Raw genomic sequence first — 18,513 nt, forward strand, 5'->3', positions numbered from 1 at the left:
TGCACGCGGCTCCCCGAAACTGCACGCGGCAGCGGCCGCCGGGGCGGCGACCGGGCCGCGGGCGCGGGCATAATCGGCGGGTGTTCGAGGAGCTTTGGGTGACGGCCGCGCATGTGCGGGCGCTCGACGAGCGGGTGCGGGGGCTGGTGACGGGGCTGTTCGTGACCGGTTCGGTGCCGCTGGGCGACTACTGGCCGGGCCGCAGCGACATCGACTTCGTCGCGGTCATGGACCGTGCCCCGACCACCGGGGAACTGGGCAGGCTGGCGAAGGCGCACCTGTCGCTGCCGGAGGACGGCCCGGTCTACGACGGCATCTACCTGACCCGCGCACAGCTCGCCGCGCCCCCGGCCGACGGCGACACCGCACCGCAGATCCTGGCCGGAGACTTCCAGCCCGCGAAGGCCGGCGGGCAGCTCAACCCGGTGACCTGGCTGGAGCTGGCCCGCCACGGCCTGCCCATCCTGGGCGAGCGGCCCGAGGTCGCGCTCGACGAGGGTGTGCTGCGCCGGTGGCTGCTGGACAACCTGTCCGGGTACTGGGCGGACTTCGCCAAGCGGGCGACCCCGCAGTTCGCGGCGTTGCCGCCGGACATGGCGATCCCGCCGGACCCGGTGCTGTGGGCGGTGACCGGGCCGGGGCGGCTGCACTTCACGCTGGCGACGGGTGAGGTGACCACGAAGACGGGCGGCGCGCGGCACACCGCCGAGGTGCTGCCGCAGTGGGCCGAGCTGTGTGCGCGGGTGGAGCGCTCGCGCGCCGGCGACGACGTGTCGTTCACCGCCGCCGACGGCCTGGCCTCCATGCGACTCGTCACCGACGTCGTCACCGACGCCCGCGCCCGCTGGACCGCCTGACCACCGCCGTCCCGCCCGCCCCGAGCTAGCGAGCGGACCACCTGGGCGCGGACTTCCCGCAGCTCAGAGTGTTCGGTGACCGTGTCGCCGGCGAAGACTTCGCGTTGGTACGTGATGTGCTGCTCCACCGCGACCATGCCGCGCGCGGACGACCCGAGGTGGTCCGGCGTACTGCCCACCGTGCTGAACAGGCGCCACGTCGCCCCGTCGACCTTGCCTGCGTGCCGCATGACGATCATGCGCGGTCCAGCGCCCCTGAACGCTCACTAGGGCAGGCGCGGAACACAGGTCACGGTACGGTCAACCGCTACGTGCATCTATTCGCATTAATCATTTCGATGGCTAGTCTGCGCCTGCCGGTAACCCCCGGCACACCCCGTGATCCCCTGAGGAGTCAGGCCTTGCGACCCTACGCAGCAACACGCGCCCTGCTCGCCCTAGCCCTGGCGGGCACCGCGCTGGCCGCTCCGGCGGCCGCCACCGCCGCCCCGGCGCCCGTCGCCGCGCGGGCAGCGTCCCTGGCCCTGGCCGCGCCGGACATCTCGCTGACGAACGTGAAGGCGCACCTGCAGCAGTTCCAGACCATTGCCACCAGCAACGGCGGCAACCGGCGCTCCAACACCGCGGGCTACACGGCGTCGGTGAACTACGTCTACAACAAGCTGGTCGCGGCGGGCTTCTCCGTGGTCAAGCAGAACTGCACCTCCGGCTGCACCAGCGGCGCGGGCCCGAACGTGATCGCGGACTGGCCTGGCGGCGACGCCAACACGGTCTACATGTTCGGCGCGCACCTCGACGGCGTCGCCGCCGGTCCCGGTATCAACGACAACGCGTCGGGCTCGTCGACGCTGCTGGAGATCGCGCTCACCCTCGCCGCGACCAACCCGTCGATGCTCAACCACGTGCGGTTCGGCTGGTGGACCGACGAGGAGCAGGGCCTCAACGGCTCGGAGTTCTACGCCAACAGCCTGCCCGCCGCCGAGCGCACCAAGATCAAGGGCTACTTCAACTTCGACATGGTCGGCTCCACCAACGGCGGCTACTTCATCAACCGGATCACCTCCGGCGTCGGGCAGGTCCTGAAGGCGTACTACGACACGAACTTCCCGGGCCTGAACCCGGAGGAGAACGTCGAGGGCGCGGGCCGCTCCGACGACGCGTCGTTCAACGCGGTCGGCATCCAGACCTCGGGCGTGGCCGCCGGCGCGAGCGCGAACAAGACCTCGGCGCAGGTCGCCAAGTGGGGCGGCACCACCGGGGACTACGACCCCTGCTACCACTCGTCCTGCGACACGTACCCGGCCAACATCAACGACACGGTGCTGAACCGGGCCGGCGACGCCGCCGCGTACGCGCTGTGGACGCTGGCCACCGGCACCCCGGCGACCACGGTGTGGACGGACACCTTCGAGACGGCGACCGGCTGGACGACCAACCCGAGCGCGACCGACACCGCCACGACCGGCGCGTGGGAGCGCGGCGACCCGGGCGACACCAACTCCAGCGGTGCCAAGCAGCTCGGCACCACCGTCTCCGGGTCCAACGACCTGGTCACCGGGCGGCTGGCGGGCACGGCCGCGGGCGACTACGACCTCGACGGCGGCGTGACCAGCGTGCGCTCGCCGGCGGTGACCCTGCCGGCCAGCGGAACGATCAACCTGAGCCTGAACTGGTACCTGGCGCACGGCACGAACTCGTCCAGCGCCGACTACTTCCGCGTGTCCATCGTGCACAACACCGGCACTGCCGTGCTGTTCACCCAGGCGGGCGCGGCCAGTAACCGCAACGGCTCGTGGGCGCTGGGCACCTGGAACATCTCGGCGTACGCGGGCCAGTCGGTGCGGATCCTGATCACCGCCGCCGACGCCTCCACGGCGAGCCTCGTCGAGGCCGGCGTGGACGACGTCAAGATCACGGTTTCCTGACGCCTGTCGATCGTCTGAGCCCCACCCGCGCTGCTCGGCCGCGCGGGTGGGGCTCTGATCACGTCAGGGGCCGAGCGTCACCCACACGGAGTATGAGTATCGACACACTGCGTCGCGGCATCCCGAAGGCGGTCCGTTCACCATTTGGCCCTAGACTCCACCGTCGGCAATCAAACGGGCCGCATTCACCATTTTCACTGGAGGATTAGCGAGACGATGGCGATGACCAACGGCAAGACCCTGGTCACCATGATCGCGGCAGGAAACCGCGAGATCCAGGACTTCCTCGACTCAGACCAGCGCGAGACTCCCTACCTGGTCATTGATCCCAAGGTCGCGGCGTTGCAGTACCGCCGCCTGACCGACGCCTTCCGCGAGACCCAGGTCTTCTACGCGGTCAAGGCGAACCCCCAGCCGATACTGATCAGGCTTCTGGCCCGGCTGGGATCTTCCTTCGACGTGGCGAGCCCCGCCGAGATCGACCTCTGCCTCTCCGAAGGCGCCGATCCGAGCAGGCTGTCGTACGGCAACACGATCAAGAAGGCCGCGGACATCCGCTACGCCTACGATCGCGGCGTACGCATGTTCGTCTTCGACAGCGAGGCCGAGCTGCACAAGCTGGCCGAGCACGCCCCCGGTTCCGCCGTCTTCTGCCGCCTGCTGGCCGGAAGCGCCGGCGCCCAGTGGCCGCTGAGCCGCAAGTTCGGGTGCTCCCCGGACATGGCGGTGGAGCTGCTGGACTCCGCCCGCACCCTCGGGCTGAAACCGATCGGGGTGTCGTTCCACGTCGGGTCGCAGCAGCTGGACCCGTCCCGGTGGGATCCGAGCATCGCCCAGGCCGCGCGGGTGTTCCGCGAGCTGGGCGAGCGCGGCGTCCAGCTGACGCTGCTCAACTGCGGTGGCGGCTTCGCCACTGGCTACCAGGAGCCGGTCGCGCCGATCCAGGCGTACGCCGATGCGATCAACACCGCGGTCGAGCGACATTTCGGCCCGTGGCGGCCGTCGCTGGCGATCGAGCCGGGCCGCTTCATCGCGGCCGACTCGGGAGTGCTGCGGGCACAGGTCGTGCTGGTGTCCCAGAAGTCCTACGACGATGACCACCGATGGGTCTACCTGGACATCGGGCGCTTCGGCGGGCTGGCCGAGACCGAGGGCGAGGCGATCCAGTACCGCCTGGTCACCGCGCGCGACGGGGAGCCGACCGGTCCGGTCGTGCTGGCCGGGCCGACCTGCGACAGCGTGGACATCCTCTACGAGAAGGCGCCCTACCGGCTGCCCCTGGACCTGAGACCGGGCGACTACGTCGACATCCTCGGCACCGGCGCCTATACGACCACGTATTCTTCCGTTGGATTCAACGGTTTTGCACCTTTAGCAACGTTTTGTATCGGAGACAACGCGTGACCACGATCCCCAAGCTGGCCTTCGCCGGCCGCATCCTCCTGCTCGGCAGCGGCTCGGTGTCGCAGTGCCTGCAGCCCCTGCTGCTGCGCCACGTCGACATGGACTTCACGCGTCTGACCGTGATGGACTTCGAGGACCTCGCCCACACCGCCGCGGAGATCACCGCCGCCGGCGCGACCTACGTGCGTGAGCGCATCACCCCGGAGAACATCGAGACCAAGCTCGCCGAGTACGTCGGCGAGGGCGATGTGCTGATCAACCTGGCGTGGAACATCGACACCGGCGTGATCATCGACTGGTGCCAGCGCCACGGCACCCTCTACGTCGACACCTCGGTCGAGGAGTGGGACCCCTACGCCGACCAGCTCAACGCGACCCCGCAGTCGCGCACGCTGTACGCCCGGCACATGAAGCTGCGCGAGCGGGCCAAGGGCTGGAAGAAAGACGGCCCCACCGCGATCGTCGAGCACGGCGCGAACCCCGGCCTGGTCAGCCACTGGGCCAAGATCGCTCTGATGGACATCGCCACCGCGATGCTCAAGGAGCCCGAGCGCCTGCCCAAGCCGCTCGACCCGGCCCGCAAGGCCAAGCTCGAAGAGGCCCTGGCCAACCGCGACTTCGCGGCCCTGGGCATGCTCACCGGCACCAAGGTCATCCACATCTCCGAGCGCGACACCCAGGTCAGCGACAAGCCCAAGCAGGTCGGCGAGTTCGTCAACACCTGGTCCGTGGAGGGCTTCTACGAGGAGGGCATCGCGCCCGCCGAGATGGGCTGGGGCACCCACGAGCCCACGCTGCCCGACAACGCGTACACCCACGAGTCGGGTCCGCAGAACCAGATCTGCCTCGCCCAGACCGGCATCACCACCAAGGTCCGCTCCTGGGTGCCGCTCGGCGGCCCCATCATCGGCATGGTCGTGCGCCACGGCGAGGCGTTCACCATCAGCGACCACCTGACCGTGTGGGAGGACGGCAAGGCGGTCTACCGCCCCACCGTGCACTACGCGTACCAGCCGTCCGACGCCGCGCTGAACAGCCTGCACGAGTGCCAGATGACCGGGTACACGCTGCAGACCGACCAGCGCATCATGAACGACGAGATCGTCAGCGGCATCGACGAGCTCGGCGTGCTCCTGCTCGGCCACGAGCTCAACGGCTGGTGGGTCGGCTCGCAGCTCGGCATCGACGAGTCCCGGGCCCTGGTCCCGCACCAGAATGCCACCACGCTGCAGGTCGCGGCGTCGGTCCTGGGCGCCGTCCACTGGATGGTCAACAACCCGAACCGGGGCCTGTGCGTCCCCGACGACCTCGACCCCGAGGCCGTCCTCGACGTCGCCAACCCGTACCTGGGCCCGGTCCCGTCGGTCCACACCGACTGGACCCCGCGCAGCTCCTACTACGAGCCGTTCGCCAACTTCCGCCCGAAGACCGGCGACGACTCCGAGCCCTGGGCCTTCGCCAACTTCCTGGTCTAGGAAACGAAGGCATCGTCGGCTCGCGTCAGCGAGACGAGCGACAGCTCTGCACATCGCCATGCGTTGTAGAGGGGCGCCTTCTTGACACCGCGGCCCCGGTCACCACCAGGTGATCGGGGCCGTCGGCTGTCCGGGCGCGGCGGCGCACGGTGCGCGACGCACCACCCCGCGGATGCGGCGAGTGGCGGGTCACGCCGCGGGCGTGCCGGTCAGGCGGGCACCTTGGCGAGCTGAGCCTCGGCCGCCGTCTTCACCTGTGTCAGCAGGAACTCGGCCATCTCCTGATCCGCCCCCAGCGCGGACAGCATGGTCACCACCCGGCCGCGGCCCAGGTACGCGTGGCACTCCACGACCCCGGCGACGGCGAAGCAGGCCGCCGCGCCGCGGTACAGGCCCGACTGCACGGCGACGGTGTTACGCGCCGTCTTGCGGTAGGTGTCGCCGTCCGAGTAGCTCTTGCAGCCCTTCAACAGGCTCGCCACCTTGGCCACGACGTCCTTTCCGTGCTGCCTGGGCAGCACGAACGCCTCCTGGACCACCACCCAGCCGTTCGCTGTCCAGGCTCGCGCGTGACCCTTGACCTGCTTGGCGTCCCCGGTGGACGAGGCAGAACGCTTACCGCACGCGGTGACGACCCCGGCCGGGTACCCCGGCGAGTGGTCGCCGTCGTAGGTGCGGTCGACCTCCGCCGTGCCGCCGCTCAGCATCGACGCCAGCAGGTCGTCGCCGATCAGCACCGTGTCCAGCAGCTTCGCGGCAGTGAGCACGGGGGCGGGCGACGGGGAGGCCGGTGCGGGCGGCGCGGCGGAGGCCGCCGGCGGTGACGGCGCGCCCGACGGTGTGGCCGGGTCGGCCGGGCCGCAGCCGCCCGCGAGCAACACGGCGACGACGGCGAGCGGTGCGAGGCGTCTCAAGGTCTGGCTCCTGCGCTCAGATGAGGGAACGCCGCACGATACCGCTGCCCGCGACCGCCACGCCGTCCCCCGGGCCGCCTCAGCCGCCACGCGCCGGCAGGCGGCGACATCGCTGGTCACGGCCCCCGACGCGTTAAGAAGGTGCCCTTCCACCACGTATGGCGAGGTGAAGGTGCCCTTCCTTACCTCTGGGCGGGGTGGTGGGGGGCGCGCTGGTCGCGGCGGTTGGGTGCCGGGTCGGTGGGCGGGCGGGTGCCGGCGGCGGGGGCCGAGCGGGCGCGGCGGGAAAGGCGGGCGAGACGGCGGCGCACACCGCGGCCGGGCGCGGCTACGACCTCGGCCGGGGCGTCGGCCAGGTCGGCGGGGTGGCCGGGCGCGGCCACGGCCTCGGCAGGGGCGTCGGCCGGGGCGGTGGCCGCGACCGTGGCGGGCTCGGGTGTCTGGAGCGCGGGGTGCGGGCGGGTGGCGCGGCGGCGGAGTTGCAGGACGGCGACCGAGGACACGACGGCCAGGCCGCCGAGAGCCTGCATGGGACTGAGGCGCTCGCCGTAGACCAGGGCGGTGGTGGCCACCGTCACGGCGGGCTCGGCGCAGGACAGGATCGCGGCGGCGGAGGCGCCGACGTCGCGTACGCCGACGAACATGCCGGCGATGGGGACGACGGTGGAGACCACGGCGAGTAGGGCGATCCACACCCAGCCCGACGCCTGGTGGGGCGCGTGCAGGGTGCCCGTGGCCAGGCCCGCGGCGGCCAGGCTGGCCGCGGCGGAGGTGCAGACCACCGCGGTCACCGCGAAGATGTCCAGTCCGGCGGGCAGGCCCGCGGAGACGGTCAGGTAGAGGGCGTACGCGACCGCGGCGCCCAGCGCCAGCAGCACTCCCCCGGTGGCGGCCGCACCGCCGACGCCGCCCGCCCCGAGCATCAGCAGCATGCCCACGGCCGAGCAGCCCAGCGCGGCCAGCCGGCGGCGGTCCGGCCGCTCCCGGCGCAGCGCGATCGCGAGCACGGTGACCAGCGCCGGGTAGGCGTACAGCAGCAGCGCGGTCAGCGAGGCGTCGATCTGGGCCAGTGCCCCGAAGTAGAACCCGGCCTGCAGCGCGTAGCCGAGCGCGCCCAGCCCGACGCAGACGGCCAGGGCCCGCCCGCGGGGCAGCGGCGCGCGCCGCCAGGCCACCACGGCCCACAGCAGCACGGCGGCGAGCACGAACCGGCCGGACAGCATGGTCGGCACGTTGAACCCGGCCGCGTACGCCTGCTTGGCGAACACCGCCGACATGCCGAACCCCGTCGCGGAGACGAGCACCAGCACGGTGCCGCGCCGGGCGGAGCGGGCGATCGGCGTGCTCACGGCGGAGGGCGCGGAGAAGGTGGCGGTCACGGAACAGAACGTTAGGCCGCCGCAAGCCATCGAGGTAGCCTTGGTTTCCAGCGCTGTCCACAGGAATCTCCTATAGATCGGTCGAAGGCCACCACGTGCTCTCGCTGCACCAGCTCCGCTGCTTCCTCGCCACCCTGGAACACGGCTCCTTCACCGCCGCCGCCGGCGCGCTCGGCTACGCCCAACCGTCGATCTCCGAGCAGGTCCGGCTGCTGGAGCAGCAGCTCGACACGACCCTGTTCCGGCGGGTCGGCCGCGGCCTGGTGCCCACCGAGGCGGCCCGCGCCCTGCAGCCGCACGCCTCCGCCGCGCTGGCCGCCGTCGCCGAGGCCGGCCGGGCCGTCGCCTCGGTGCGCGAGCTGCTCACCGGCACGGTGCGCTTCGGGGTGTTCCGCACCGCCCGCTTCTACCTCGCCGCCGACCTCGTCGCCGACGTGCTGCAGCGCCACCCCGGCGTGCGGGTCGAGCTGGTCGGGCAGAACTCCGCCGAGGTCCTGGAGCACCTGCGCAAGGGCCGCCTCGAAGCGGCGGTGATCGCACTGCCGGTCGAGGACGAGAACATGGTCGTCACCCCGGTGCTGCGCGACGAACTGGTGTACGTCAGCGCCGACCCGGCCCGGCTGCACGCCCGGATCACCCCCGCCGACCTGGCCGCGGCCCAGCTCGTGCTGCCCGACGCGAGCTGGCGGGAGACCGACACCACCCGCCGCCAGCTCGCCCAGGCCGTGCAGCGCACCGGCCACCCGCTGCGCCCCCGGATCGAGGTCGAGGACACCGAGACGGCCCTGGAGATCGCGGCCCGCGGCCTGGCCGACACCGTCACCTGGCGCGGCGTGCTGCACGGCCTGGCCGACCGGCTGCCCGCCGGGCTCGGCTGGGCCCCGCTGCGCCCGGCGATGTACGAGACGTTCGCCGTGGTGCACCGCGAGGGCGAGCTCTCCCCCGCCAGCCGCGTCGTGGTCGACCTGGTCACGGCCCGGATGCGCGGCCTGGACCGGGCGATGCGGGCGCGGACCGGCTGATCCGCGCCCGCCCCGCTCAGGCGGTCTCCTCCGTGGCGGTGTCGCTGCCATCCGCACGACGGCGTCGGCGCGGCGATCCTGCCGGTGCTGCCCGACGGCCGCATCCTGCTGGTCCGGCACTTCCGCCACGCCACCCGGCGCTGGCACTGGGAGACCCCCCGCGGCTTCGCCGAGCCCGGCGCCGACGGCGCGGCCACGGCCGCCCGCGAGATCGAGGAGGAGGTCGGCGTGCCCGCCGACGAGGTGATCTTCCTCGGCGCGCTCGACGTCGACACCGGCGCCGAGGTCGGCGGGGACGAGATCTACCTGGCCCGGCTGGCGCGCGTGCCCGAGGAGCACCCGGCCGGCGCGGCCGAGGAAGGCATCGACGAGTTCCGCGCGGTCACCGCCGACGAGTTCACGCAGATGATCCGCGACGGCCGGCTGGGCGACGCGTTCACCCTCGCCGCGTACGCGTACGCGCAGGTCCGCGGCCTGTGGCCGCCGACCGCCGCCGCCTGACCGCTCTCCTCACACCACTGCCGTGCCCCGGCGCGTTCGCGCCTCGTGGTGCGCGGCACCATCGCTACGCCATCCTAGGCTGCTAGGTGAGTGGCCTGATCGGAGGATCGCCGCGGCGCCCGTCCACACGAGACCGTGACCGGGTGCGTGACACTTTGCCGTCTAGCGTCACACTTCTATGTGTGGTAAAAATCTTCCCATCGCTGCGCAGCGGACGGCAAATAACTCCAACACCCCTCAGGAGCCCCCATGTCCCGCTTCGTACCCCGGGCCGTCACCGTCATCGTGGCCGGTGTGATCGCGTCCGTGCTGGCCTTCGCCAGCCCCGCGCACGCCGCGACCTTCCTCACCCACGCGCAGGCGGCCTCACAACTCAGCGCGTCCGGGATCACCTGGTCGTCGAGCGGCAACTGCAGCAACCGCAACAACGCGAGCTGCACCTCGTTCACCGACGTCCGCCAGGTCACCATCAGCGGCATCAAGACGCTCAAGAGCGCCAGCGGCTGCGCCATCAACATCACCGCGGGCACCGAGACCGGCCACTCCTCCGGCACGTACAGCCACTGGAACGGCTACAAGCTCGACATCAGCAAGTACTCGTGTATCGGCAACTACATCACCGGCCACTTCACCTACGTCGGCTACATCTCCGGCTGGGGCTACCAGTACCGCTCCGGCGCCGGCAACCTCTACACCGACGAGGGCAACCACTGGGACATCCTGTTCTACAACTGCGGCGGCTGCTGACCGCCGCCACCACCTTCATGATCGTTGAACTTGCCTGGCACATGGGCGAATGCGATCGCACGATACGCACAGGTGCCAGGCAAGTCGGCTGATCATGGTACGGCGGGCGTCGGGTCAGCGGGCGTCGGCGGGAGTGGGGGCGTCGGGGACCAGGAAGATCTCCTTGTTCTCGGCGACGAAGAGCAGGTCGTGGGTGCCGGGCACGTAGCTGCCACCCTCCACCGAGGCGTTGCCCGCCGCCGATTCGAAGGTGGCCGTGTGCACCGGCCTGCCGCTCATCGCCTTGCGCAGGAACGCGTCTCCGGTCAGCGCCGGGTCGGCGGCGAACACCCAGTACCGGGCGTGGCCGGCCAGGGTCAGCCGGGTCCGGTCGTCGGACAGCGTGCTGACCGAGATCTTGTTCACGGCGTGATCGAACTTCGCCACCGGCAGCAGGGTCACCGGCATGTTGCGCTCGGGGGGCAGCACCGCCCGGTACACCGGGGAGTTGGTGGTCTTGGCGAACACGTAGAGCTCGCCGTCGAGCCAGAGCATCGCCTCGGCGTTGCGCGTCTTGCAGCCCGGGGCCGGGTCGGGGAAGGCCAGCGGATACCTCGCGGTCACCATGAACGGGTCGTCGGTGTCCGGCTCGGGCTCCAGCGTGCGGTAGAGGTACTGCCTGCTCACGCAGTCGTTGGCCCCGATGTCGCCGATCCACAGGTTGTCGTCGTCGTCGATGACGACGTCCTCCCAGTCGGTGTTCGGCGCTTCGAAGACCTGCGCGAACGGAAAGTTCTCGCCGCGGCGCACCGGATGGGACTGGGCGTCCTCGCCCAGCCGGATCGTCCACAGCGCGGCACGCGGCCGCTGCGTGGTGGCCCCGCCGCCGTCGCGCAGCCAGTAGAAGACCCCGGGATGGCGGCGGCTGGCCGCCAGCCCCGAGGCCTCGCTGGCGGGCAGGTCGGCCGTGCGGATGGCGATCGGCTGCCCGGCCTTGGCCGCCGCGCCCGGCAGCGCGAACGGGTTGTCCGCCGACGGCGCAGGCGCGGCGGTCTGCGCGGCGGGTGACACGGCGGTCTCCCCCGACCCGTCCGTCGCAGCGGGGTCGGCCACGCCCACGGCTGCCGGATCCGGCCTGCCGGGCCACGGGCGGCTGTCCGGCTCGGTCGCCGACAGCAGCGCCACGGCCGTCACCAGCACGGCCGCTGCGAAGATCACCACTCGGGTCATACCCTGCTAACGGGGCAACCCGCCCCGGCGCAACCGGTGGACCGGCCGCGGCGTCTAGACATTCATGACCAGCACTCGAATCACCGCCACGGCGGCGGCCCTGCTGCTCGCCGCCACCCTGTCCGCCTGTGCCGGGCAGCAGGTAGGCGTCGGCTCCCCGCCGACCCTGGACGGACCCGGCACGCCGGGTTGCGGCCTGCCCCGGCCCACCCCCAGCGCCATCGAGACCGCCGGGGCGACCATGTGGCCGACCAGCGTCACCCTCGACGAGGCGCTGGGCCGCATCATGCAGGCCGGCGAAGGCCGGTTCGGCAAGCAGTTCGCCGGCACCGAGGTCGTGCCGGAGAAGGGCTACGCCATCGTGTACCGGGTCCCCTCGGCCGAGTTCGACGAGTTCGTCACGCAGCAGGCCGGCGACGAGTGCATCTACCTGCGTGACGCCGCGTTCGACCAGGCCACCCTGCGCGCCCTGGCGGACCGGGTGATCGACGACGCGGCACACTGGCGCAAGCAGGGCATCACGATCAACATGACCGGGGCCGCCCACGACGGCTCTGGGATCACCGTCGGCGTGGCGAAGGCCGACCTGGAACGCGCCCGCGCCGAGCTGCCCGAGCGCTACGGCACCCAGATCCCGATCATCATCGAGGAGCAGGCGGGGATCACCACCTGGTGAGCACCGTGGGCAGGCTCACCCGACCTGCCGTGCGTGGCGTGGGCGGGCAGGCGGCACACTTCGGGGGTGACCGACTCCGCTGTTGACTTCGTCCGCTCGTACGCCGCGCTCGCCCCGGTGCCCTTCCTGCCGGAGATCAAGCTGCACCAGGCCGACGAGCCGATCGGCCTGTGGGAGCTGACCGAGGGCGAGTACCGCAGCGAGCAGCCGCCGCCGTTCTGGGCCTTCGCCTGGGCCGGCGGGCAGGCGCTGGCCCGGTACGTGTTCGACCACCCGGAGACGACGGCGGGCAAGCGGGTGCTGGACCTGGCGGCGGGCTCCGGCCTGGTCGCGGTCACCGCGGCGCTGACCGGGGCGGCGTCGGTGCGCGCGGTGGACATCGACCCGCTGTCGTGCGCCGCGATCGGCCTCAACGCCGCCGCCAACGGGGTGGACGTGTCGGTGGACCAGGCCGACATCCTGGGCGGCGACGCGGGCGACGCGGAGATCGTGCTGGCCGGGGACGTGTTCTACAGCCAGGCGATGGCCGACCGCATGATCGGTTTCCTGCGCCGGGCGGTCAAGAACGGCACGCGGGTGCTGGTCGGCGACCCCGACCGGGCGTTCCTGCCCAAACCGCTGTTCGCCGAGGTGGCCGCCTACGACGTGCCGGTGCCGTTCGCGCTGGAGAGCGTGACGGTCAAGCACACCCGGGTGTGGGAGCTGCGCGGCCCGGCGAAGGGCTGACTCACGGCCGCGGCACGCCGAGGCCGTGCAGGATCAACTGCCACACGCCCTCGTACTCCGTCTTCATGTCGGGGTCGTTCCACTCGGCGAGGTGGGCCGGGTTGTGGAAGCGGCTGGTCGCGTCGAACACGGCCCGGCCCATCCGGAACGGGTCGGCGACCGTGAAGTCGCCGCGTCCCACCCCGTCGGCGATGATCTCGCCGAGCTGGGAGGCCAGCGCGTTGATGTGCGCCCGGACCACCTCGTCGGCCTCCAGCGCCAGGTGGTAGTACGTGGTGAACAGCTCCGGCTCGTCGCGCGCGCGGCTCTGCTTGGAGTCGCACAGGGCGTCCAGCCATCGGCGCAGCCGCGGCTGGGCCGGGCCGCGCTCGGCGGCGATCTCGGCCAGCGGCTCGGACAGCCGCGCCAGCCAGCGCTCGGCGACCGCGTTGCGCAGCGCGGCCTTGCTGGGGAAGTGCCGGTACACGGTGCCGTGGCTGACGTTGAGCGCGCGCGCGACATCGACGACGTTGGCCTTCGCCGGTCCGAAGCGGCGGAGGGCCTCCTCCGCCGCTTCGAGGATCCGATCGGGTGTTAGCGGAGCATCTGCCATAACGAGGCAGACCTTACCGCTCGCTGTCGAGCGCCGACATCGAATGCGGGTCATAGCGGTCTCCGGACACCGCTCCGGCCGGCACGGCCGAGGTGATCCGGGCCAGGTCGATCTCGGTCAGCACCACCGGCAGCGCGCCCAGCGACTCCTTCAGCCGGGCCCGGGTGCGTGCCCCGACCAGCGGAATGATGTCGTCGCCCTGGGCCAGGGCCCAGGCCACGGCGATCTGCGCGACGCTGGCGCCCTTGTCCTGTCCGACCTCGCGCAGCGCGTCGACCAGGGCCAGGTTGCGGTCCAGGTTGTCACCGGCGAAGCGGGGCAGGTGGCCGCGGAAGTCGCCGGGCACGGTGGCGCGCTCGCGGGACCAGTGGCCCGACAGCAGGCCGCGGGACAGCACGCCGTACGCGGTGATGCCGATGCCGAGCTCGCGGGCGGCGGGCAGGATGTCCTGCTCGATGCCACGGGAGATCAGCGAGTACTCGATCTGCAGGTCGGCGATCGGGTGCACGGCGGCGGCCCGGCGCAGCGTCGACGCGCCGACCTCGGAGAGCCCGATGTGCCGGACGTAGCCCGCCTTGACCAGGTCGGCGAGCGCGCCGACGGTCTCCTCGATGGGCACGTTCGGGTCGAGCCGGGCCGGGCGGTAGACGTCGACGTGGTCGGTGCCGAGGCGCTTGAGGGTGTACGCGAGGAAGTTCTTGATCGCGACCGGCCGGGTGTCGACGCCGTTCCAGCCGCCCGCGGCGTCGCGCAGCGCGCCGAACTTGACGCTGATGACGGCGTTTTCCCGGTTACGGCCCTTGAGGGCGTCGCGCAGCAGCAGCTCGTTGTGGCCCATGCCGTAGAAGTCACCGGTGTCCAGCAGGGTGATCCCGGCGTCCAGGGCGGCGTGGATGGTGGCGATGCTCTCCGCCTCGTCGGCGGGGCCGTACAGGTCGGACATGCCCATCAGGCCGAGCCCCAGCGCGGAGACACGCGGGCCGGAGGTGCCGAGGGTGCGAGGTTTGACGGTGTCGGTAGCCATGCCATCGACGTTACGACTGACAGATGACAGATTTCAAGTTTTGTCAGTCGTATAGTGATCGCGGTCACGGCGGCGGGGCAGGCGGCGGCCGGGCCGCGGCACCCGGGCATCGCCGTAGCGGTCCCGCACGTCCCGGCGGTACGCCCAGGCCTCGTGCCAGACGTGCAGGTAGACGCCTCGGGTGAAGTAGCGGCCCGGTCCGGTGATCGGATAGCCGTCGTGGTCGTGGTAGAGCCACCACACCGGCAGCACGCTGAACAGGGCGTAGTTCAGCCCGACCAGCGGCAGGTAGAGCGGCCCCAGCAGGCGTGCCTGCCGCACGTGCAGGTCCTCGTGGCGCTCGTTGGCCGCCGTTCCCCCGGCGATGACGTTGCCCAGCGTGGTGGCGTACCCCCGCATGGCCTGCTCGTGAATGTCGATCCGGCCGCGCCCGCAGCAGCGTGGCGGGTCCAGGTGATGCCCGCGGGCCAGGTTGACGGCCAGGAAGCCCGCCCCGGCGATCGTGTTGACCAGGCTCCAGCTGTGGTCGACCGCGAACAGCGCGGCCCCGCGCAGGCTGGGCGGATACGCCCGCACCCGCCCGACCGCCCACCCGTACGGCACCGCCACGATCGCGACCACCCCCGCCGCGACCACCGCCCCGCCCGCACCCAGCAGCGATCCCGCCACAGCACCCGCCGCGACCTGCACGAGCGCCGACAGCGCCCCCACCCCATACGCCCCTATGCCCGCACCCTACCCACCCCCCACCACCTGCGCCCGTGCCACAACTCTTAAAGCGTCGCGGCCTCAGGGCGGTGTCGATGCCGCGACTCTTTAAGAGTTGCGCCAGGTGGGGCGGGCGGGGCGGGCGGGGCGGGGCGGGCGGGCGGGCGGTCAGCCTTCGCGGTGGGTGGAGGGGCCCTCGCCGGGTGGGGCGGGGGCGTATTTGTCGCAGGTCTTCATGGCGGCCTGGAACTTGGGGTCGTCGAGGCTCATGCCGGGGGCGTTGCCGTCGGCCTGGATGCCCTCGTCGGTGGGGTCGGGGAAGTTCTCCACGCCCTCGGCGCGCATGCACTGGGCCAGTTTGCGCAGCTGCTCCAGCCGGGCCGGGTCGAGCTTCTGCTTGCCGCCGCCCCCGGGGGCGTACTGGCGGCAGGCCTGCATCGCCGCGTCGAGCTTCTCCTTGCTGATGCCCTCCGGCGCGCCGAGGCTCACCCCGCCGCCGTCGTGGAACTCCGGATCGGGGAAGTTCGGCACGCCGTTGTCGCGGATGCACTGGCTGAACTTCAGTCCCTGCTCCTTCTCGCTCAGCGGCTGCGCCGGAGCGCTCGCGCCGGGCGGGGCCCCAGTCCCGGCGGCCGTGGCCACCTGCGGGTCGGCGGCCGGTCCGGCGCAGCCCGCCAGCGCCGCCGCCAGTGCGACGATCGGCACGATCCTGATACGCATGGTGCTCTCCTGTCCGCGGCCACACCGTTTCGGCCGCGGTCAGCAGTAGAGCGGGTGACGCATCTCCCTGCCGTCACCGCCGGTGATGACGGCGAGGAAACAGGCCCGCGTGCCACCCTGGGCGGATGCGGATCCTGGTGGTGGAGGACGAACCCCTGGTCGCCGACGCGGTGGCGCGGTGGCTGCGGGGCGACGCGCACGCGGTGGACGTGGTGCACGACGGCGGCGCGGCACTCGAACGCATCGGCGTCAACGAGTACGACGTGGTGGTGCTCGACCGCGACCTGCCCGTGGTGCACGGCGACGACGTCTGCCGCAGCCTGGCCGCCGGGGCCGCCGACGCCCGGGTGCTGATGCTCACCGCCGCCGCCGAACTCGACGACCGGGTCGCCGGGCTGGTCCTGGGCGCCGACGACTACCTGCCCAAGCCGTTCGCGTTCGCGGAGCTGTCGGCGCGGGTGGCCGCGCTGGGCCGCCGCGCCCGCCCGGCCGCCCCGCCGGTGCTGCAGCGGGCCGGCATCCGGCTCGACCCGCACCGCCGGGAGGTCTTCCGCGACGGCCGGTACGTGCCGCTGTCGCGCAAGGAGTTCGCGGTGCTCGCCGAGCTGCTGCGCGCGGACGGTGCCGCGGTCTCGGCCGAGCGGCTGCTGGAGAAGGCGTGGGACGAGCACACCGATCCGTTCACCCATGCGATCCGGATGACGATCCTCAAGCTGCGCCGCAAGCTCGGCGACCCGCCCGTGGTGCAGACCGAGCCGGGAGTGGGGTACCGCATCCCGTGACGCGCCTGACCATCCGCGCCCGCCTCACCCTCGTCTACGGCGGCCTGTTCCTGCTGGCCGGGGTGCTGCTGCTGGCGGCCACCTACGCCATGGTCGCGCAGCGGCCCGGGGGCCAGGTCGGCCACACCGTCTCCGGCCCGCAGGCCGGCGTCGGCGACCCCGGCCCGCAGCCGATCCCGCCCACCGCCGCGCCCGCCGACGGCGGCGTGCTGACGACCTCGTATCAGGTAGCCGAGGACACCTGGGACGACGCGCTCGACGCGCTGCTCACCCGGGGCGCGATCGCGCTGGCCGCGGTCGGGGCGCTGACGATCGCGCTGGGCTGGCTGCTGGCCGGGCGGATGCTGCAGCCGCTGCACCGGGTCACCGAGACCGCGCGGCGCATCGCCGAGTCCCCCGCCGCCGACCGCGGGCTGCACGAGCGCATCGCGCTGGCCGGGCCGCCCGACGAGGTCAAGCAGCTCGCCGACACGTTCGACGTGATGCTGGCCCGGCTCGACCAGGCGTTCGACGGGCAGCGAAGGTTCATCGCCAACGCCTCCCACGAGCTGCGCACCCCGCTGACGGTGAACCGCTCACTGCTGGAGGTGGCGCTGTACCGCGGGGAGGTCACGCCGCAGCTGGCGCACCTGGGCCGGCACCTGCTGGAGATGAACACCCGGCAGGAGCGGCTGCTCGACGGCCTGCTGCTGCTCGCCCGCTCCGAGCGCGAGGTCACCGACCGGGCGTACGTCGACCTGGCCGACATCGTCGAGCACGTCACCGACACCACCGACCCCGGCACGGTGAGCGTTACGGCACAGGCCGGCGAGGCTCCGACCACCGGGAACCCGGCGCTGCTGGAACGGCTGGTGCAGAACCTGGTCGACAACGGGGTCCGGCACAACGTGCCCGCGGGCGGGCGGCTGCTGGTGTCGACCGCGTCCCGGGCGGACGGCACGGTCGAGCTGCGGGTCGCCAACACCGGGCCGGTCATCCCCCGCTACGAGGTGCCTGGCCTGTTCGAGCCGTTCCACCGCTACGGCGGCGACCGGATCGCCGCGCCCGGCGCGGGGCTGGGCCTGTCCATCGTGCGGGCGGTGGCCCGCGCGCACGGCGGGGACGTGCGGGCCGTGCCGGGCGAGGGCGGCGGCCTGGTCGTGACGGTCACCCTGCCCGCGGCCGACGGCCCCGGGGGCACGCCGGAGGCCGCCGGACGGGATGCGGTGGCGGCCGTCAGCCGATGACGTCCAGGAAGGCGCGCGCGATGACGGCGTGCCCGGCCAGGTTCGGGTGGATGCGGTCGTCGGCCCAGTCGGCGGGCGTGGTCGAGGCCAGCGCCCGGTCGAACGCCGCCTGCACGGGCACGTGCAGCCCGCCGAAGTCCTTGGCCAGCCGGGCGACCACGGCGGCGTAGTCGGCGGTCATCGCGTACTGCGGGTCGTCGCGGTCGGACTCGATCAGGTACGGGTCGGCCAAAATCAAGCGGCAGCCGGTCTGCTCGATCGCGATGGCCAGCAGCCCGCGCAGGGTGGTCTCGTACTCGTCGATCGGCACCGCTTCGCCGTGCCGGTTCTCGAAGAAGCGCCAGACGTCGTTGATGCCGATCTTCACGCTCAGCCAGTCGGGCCGCTGCTCGACCACGTCCTCCTGCCACCGGGCGGCGAGGTCGCGCACCGTGTCACCGCTGACGCCGCGGTTGACCCAGCTCAGGCCGAGTTCGGGACGGCCGGCGGTGACGAAGGCCTGCACCAGGCTCATGTAACCGTTGCCGTACGGTGCGGCGCTGTCGCGCCGGCCGCAGTCGGTGATGCTGTCGCCGATGAACACGATGCGCTGACCCTGCTCGAAAATCACCGGCCCATGCTAAGCG

Annotated in this window: 19 protein-coding genes; 11 read left to right on the forward strand and 8 right to left on the reverse strand. The window is 72.2% G+C overall.

What is annotated here, in order from left to right; genetic code table 11:
- Positions 1–98 precede the first annotated feature (98 nt).
- The 4 genes from F6W97_RS13075 to F6W97_RS13090 all read left to right on the forward strand — a co-directional run bounded on the left by F6W97_RS13075 (position 99) and on the right by F6W97_RS13090 (position 5,661).
- Positions 99–857 carry a nucleotidyltransferase domain-containing protein gene (locus F6W97_RS13075; protein ID WP_196279113.1) on the forward strand — a complete coding sequence of 253 codons (759 nt, stop codon included), beginning with the start codon at positions 99–101 and terminating at the stop codon, positions 855–857.
- 338 nt (positions 858–1,195) lie between these two features.
- Entirely contained in the window at positions 1,196–2,782 is a 1,587-nt protein-coding gene (locus F6W97_RS13080) for a M28 family peptidase (RefSeq protein WP_155370536.1), read from the forward strand.
- A gap of 216 nt (positions 2,783–2,998) precedes the next feature.
- Positions 2,999–4,186: a type III PLP-dependent enzyme gene (locus F6W97_RS13085; protein ID WP_230686633.1), complete on the forward strand. Its 1,188-nt coding sequence runs from the start codon at positions 2,999–3,001 to the stop codon at positions 4,184–4,186.
- Positions 4,183–5,661, forward strand: coding sequence for a saccharopine dehydrogenase NADP-binding domain-containing protein (locus tag F6W97_RS13090; protein WP_155370537.1), 1,479 nt, complete (start codon positions 4,183–4,185; stop codon positions 5,659–5,661). The genes F6W97_RS13085 and F6W97_RS13090 overlap by 4 nt, the downstream gene beginning before the upstream one ends.
- 209 nt (positions 5,662–5,870) lie before the next feature.
- Here F6W97_RS13090 and F6W97_RS13095 read toward each other — a convergent pair whose 3' ends face one another.
- Both F6W97_RS13095 and F6W97_RS13100 read right to left on the reverse strand, forming a co-directional pair.
- A complete protein-coding gene (locus F6W97_RS13095; RefSeq protein WP_155370538.1) occupies positions 5,871–6,575 on the reverse strand; it encodes a hypothetical protein in 705 nt (234 codons plus the stop codon).
- 182 nt (positions 6,576–6,757) lie between these two features.
- Positions 6,758–7,954 carry a DMT family transporter gene (locus F6W97_RS13100; RefSeq protein ID WP_196279114.1) on the reverse strand — a complete coding sequence of 399 codons (1,197 nt, stop codon included), beginning with the start codon at positions 7,952–7,954 and terminating at the stop codon, positions 6,758–6,760.
- 95 nt (positions 7,955–8,049) lie between these two features.
- Between F6W97_RS13100 and F6W97_RS13105 the strand changes: the two genes are divergently transcribed.
- From F6W97_RS13105 to F6W97_RS13115, 3 genes are all read left to right on the forward strand, one after another.
- Positions 8,050–8,976, forward strand: a complete 927-nt coding sequence (locus tag F6W97_RS13105; protein ID WP_155370540.1) for a LysR family transcriptional regulator — start codon at positions 8,050–8,052, stop codon at positions 8,974–8,976.
- 75 nt (positions 8,977–9,051) lie between these two features.
- On the forward strand, positions 9,052–9,477 hold the full coding sequence (locus F6W97_RS13110) for an NUDIX hydrolase (protein ID WP_155370541.1): 426 nt from the start codon (positions 9,052–9,054) through the stop codon (positions 9,475–9,477).
- Positions 9,478–9,726: 249 nt separating this feature from the next.
- Positions 9,727–10,224, forward strand: coding sequence for a hypothetical protein (locus F6W97_RS13115; protein ID WP_196279116.1), 498 nt, complete (start codon positions 9,727–9,729; stop codon positions 10,222–10,224).
- Between the two features lie 114 nt (positions 10,225–10,338).
- On the opposite strand, the gene F6W97_RS13120 is transcribed toward F6W97_RS13115, so the two are convergent.
- A complete protein-coding gene (locus F6W97_RS13120) occupies positions 10,339–11,421 on the reverse strand; it encodes a hypothetical protein (protein WP_155370542.1) in 1,083 nt (360 codons plus the stop codon).
- Between the two features lie 76 nt (positions 11,422–11,497).
- Between F6W97_RS13120 and F6W97_RS13125 the strand changes: the two genes are divergently transcribed.
- Both F6W97_RS13125 and F6W97_RS13130 read left to right on the forward strand, forming a co-directional pair.
- A complete protein-coding gene (locus tag F6W97_RS13125; protein WP_155370543.1) occupies positions 11,498–12,109 on the forward strand; it encodes a hypothetical protein in 612 nt (203 codons plus the stop codon).
- Positions 12,110–12,175: 66 nt separating this feature from the next.
- A complete protein-coding gene (locus F6W97_RS13130; RefSeq protein ID WP_155370544.1) occupies positions 12,176–12,835 on the forward strand; it encodes a class I SAM-dependent methyltransferase in 660 nt (219 codons plus the stop codon).
- 1 nt (position 12,836) lies between these two features.
- On the opposite strand, the gene F6W97_RS13135 is transcribed toward F6W97_RS13130, so the two are convergent.
- The 4 genes from F6W97_RS13135 to F6W97_RS13150 form a co-directional block, all read right to left on the reverse strand.
- On the reverse strand, positions 12,837–13,427 hold the full coding sequence (locus F6W97_RS13135; RefSeq protein ID WP_155370545.1) for a TetR/AcrR family transcriptional regulator: 591 nt from the start codon (positions 13,425–13,427) through the stop codon (positions 12,837–12,839).
- Positions 13,428–13,440: 13 nt separating this feature from the next.
- Positions 13,441–14,451, reverse strand: coding sequence for an aldo/keto reductase (locus F6W97_RS13140; protein ID WP_155370546.1), 1,011 nt, complete (start codon positions 14,449–14,451; stop codon positions 13,441–13,443).
- Between the two features lie 33 nt (positions 14,452–14,484).
- The gene (locus tag F6W97_RS13145) at positions 14,485–15,162 is read right to left on the reverse strand and encodes a glycine zipper family protein (RefSeq protein WP_196279117.1); all 678 of its coding nucleotides are present in this window, start codon (positions 15,160–15,162) and stop codon (positions 14,485–14,487) included.
- A 165-nt stretch (positions 15,163–15,327) separates the two neighbouring features.
- On the reverse strand, positions 15,328–15,879 hold the full coding sequence (locus F6W97_RS13150; RefSeq protein ID WP_155370547.1) for a hypothetical protein: 552 nt from the start codon (positions 15,877–15,879) through the stop codon (positions 15,328–15,330).
- A 125-nt stretch (positions 15,880–16,004) separates the two neighbouring features.
- Between F6W97_RS13150 and F6W97_RS13155 the strand changes: the two genes are divergently transcribed.
- Positions 16,005–16,661 (forward strand): response regulator transcription factor, encoded by a 657-nt coding sequence (locus F6W97_RS13155; protein ID WP_155370548.1) that lies wholly within the window; start codon positions 16,005–16,007, stop codon positions 16,659–16,661.
- Positions 16,658–17,887 (forward strand): sensor histidine kinase, encoded by a 1,230-nt coding sequence (locus tag F6W97_RS13160; protein WP_230686634.1) that lies wholly within the window; start codon positions 16,658–16,660, stop codon positions 17,885–17,887. The genes F6W97_RS13155 and F6W97_RS13160 overlap by 4 nt, the downstream gene beginning before the upstream one ends.
- Here the strand turns inward: F6W97_RS13160 and F6W97_RS13165 are convergent.
- Positions 17,877–18,497, reverse strand: coding sequence for an SGNH/GDSL hydrolase family protein (locus F6W97_RS13165; RefSeq protein WP_155370549.1), 621 nt, complete (start codon positions 18,495–18,497; stop codon positions 17,877–17,879). The two genes, F6W97_RS13160 and F6W97_RS13165, sit on opposite strands and share 11 nt — an antisense overlap.
- Positions 18,498–18,513: the final 16 nt, after the last annotated feature.

The sequence above is a fragment of the Catellatospora vulcania genome (assembly GCF_009720385.1).
Taxonomy (GTDB): Bacteria; Actinomycetota; Actinomycetes; order Mycobacteriales; family Micromonosporaceae; genus Catellatospora; species Catellatospora vulcania.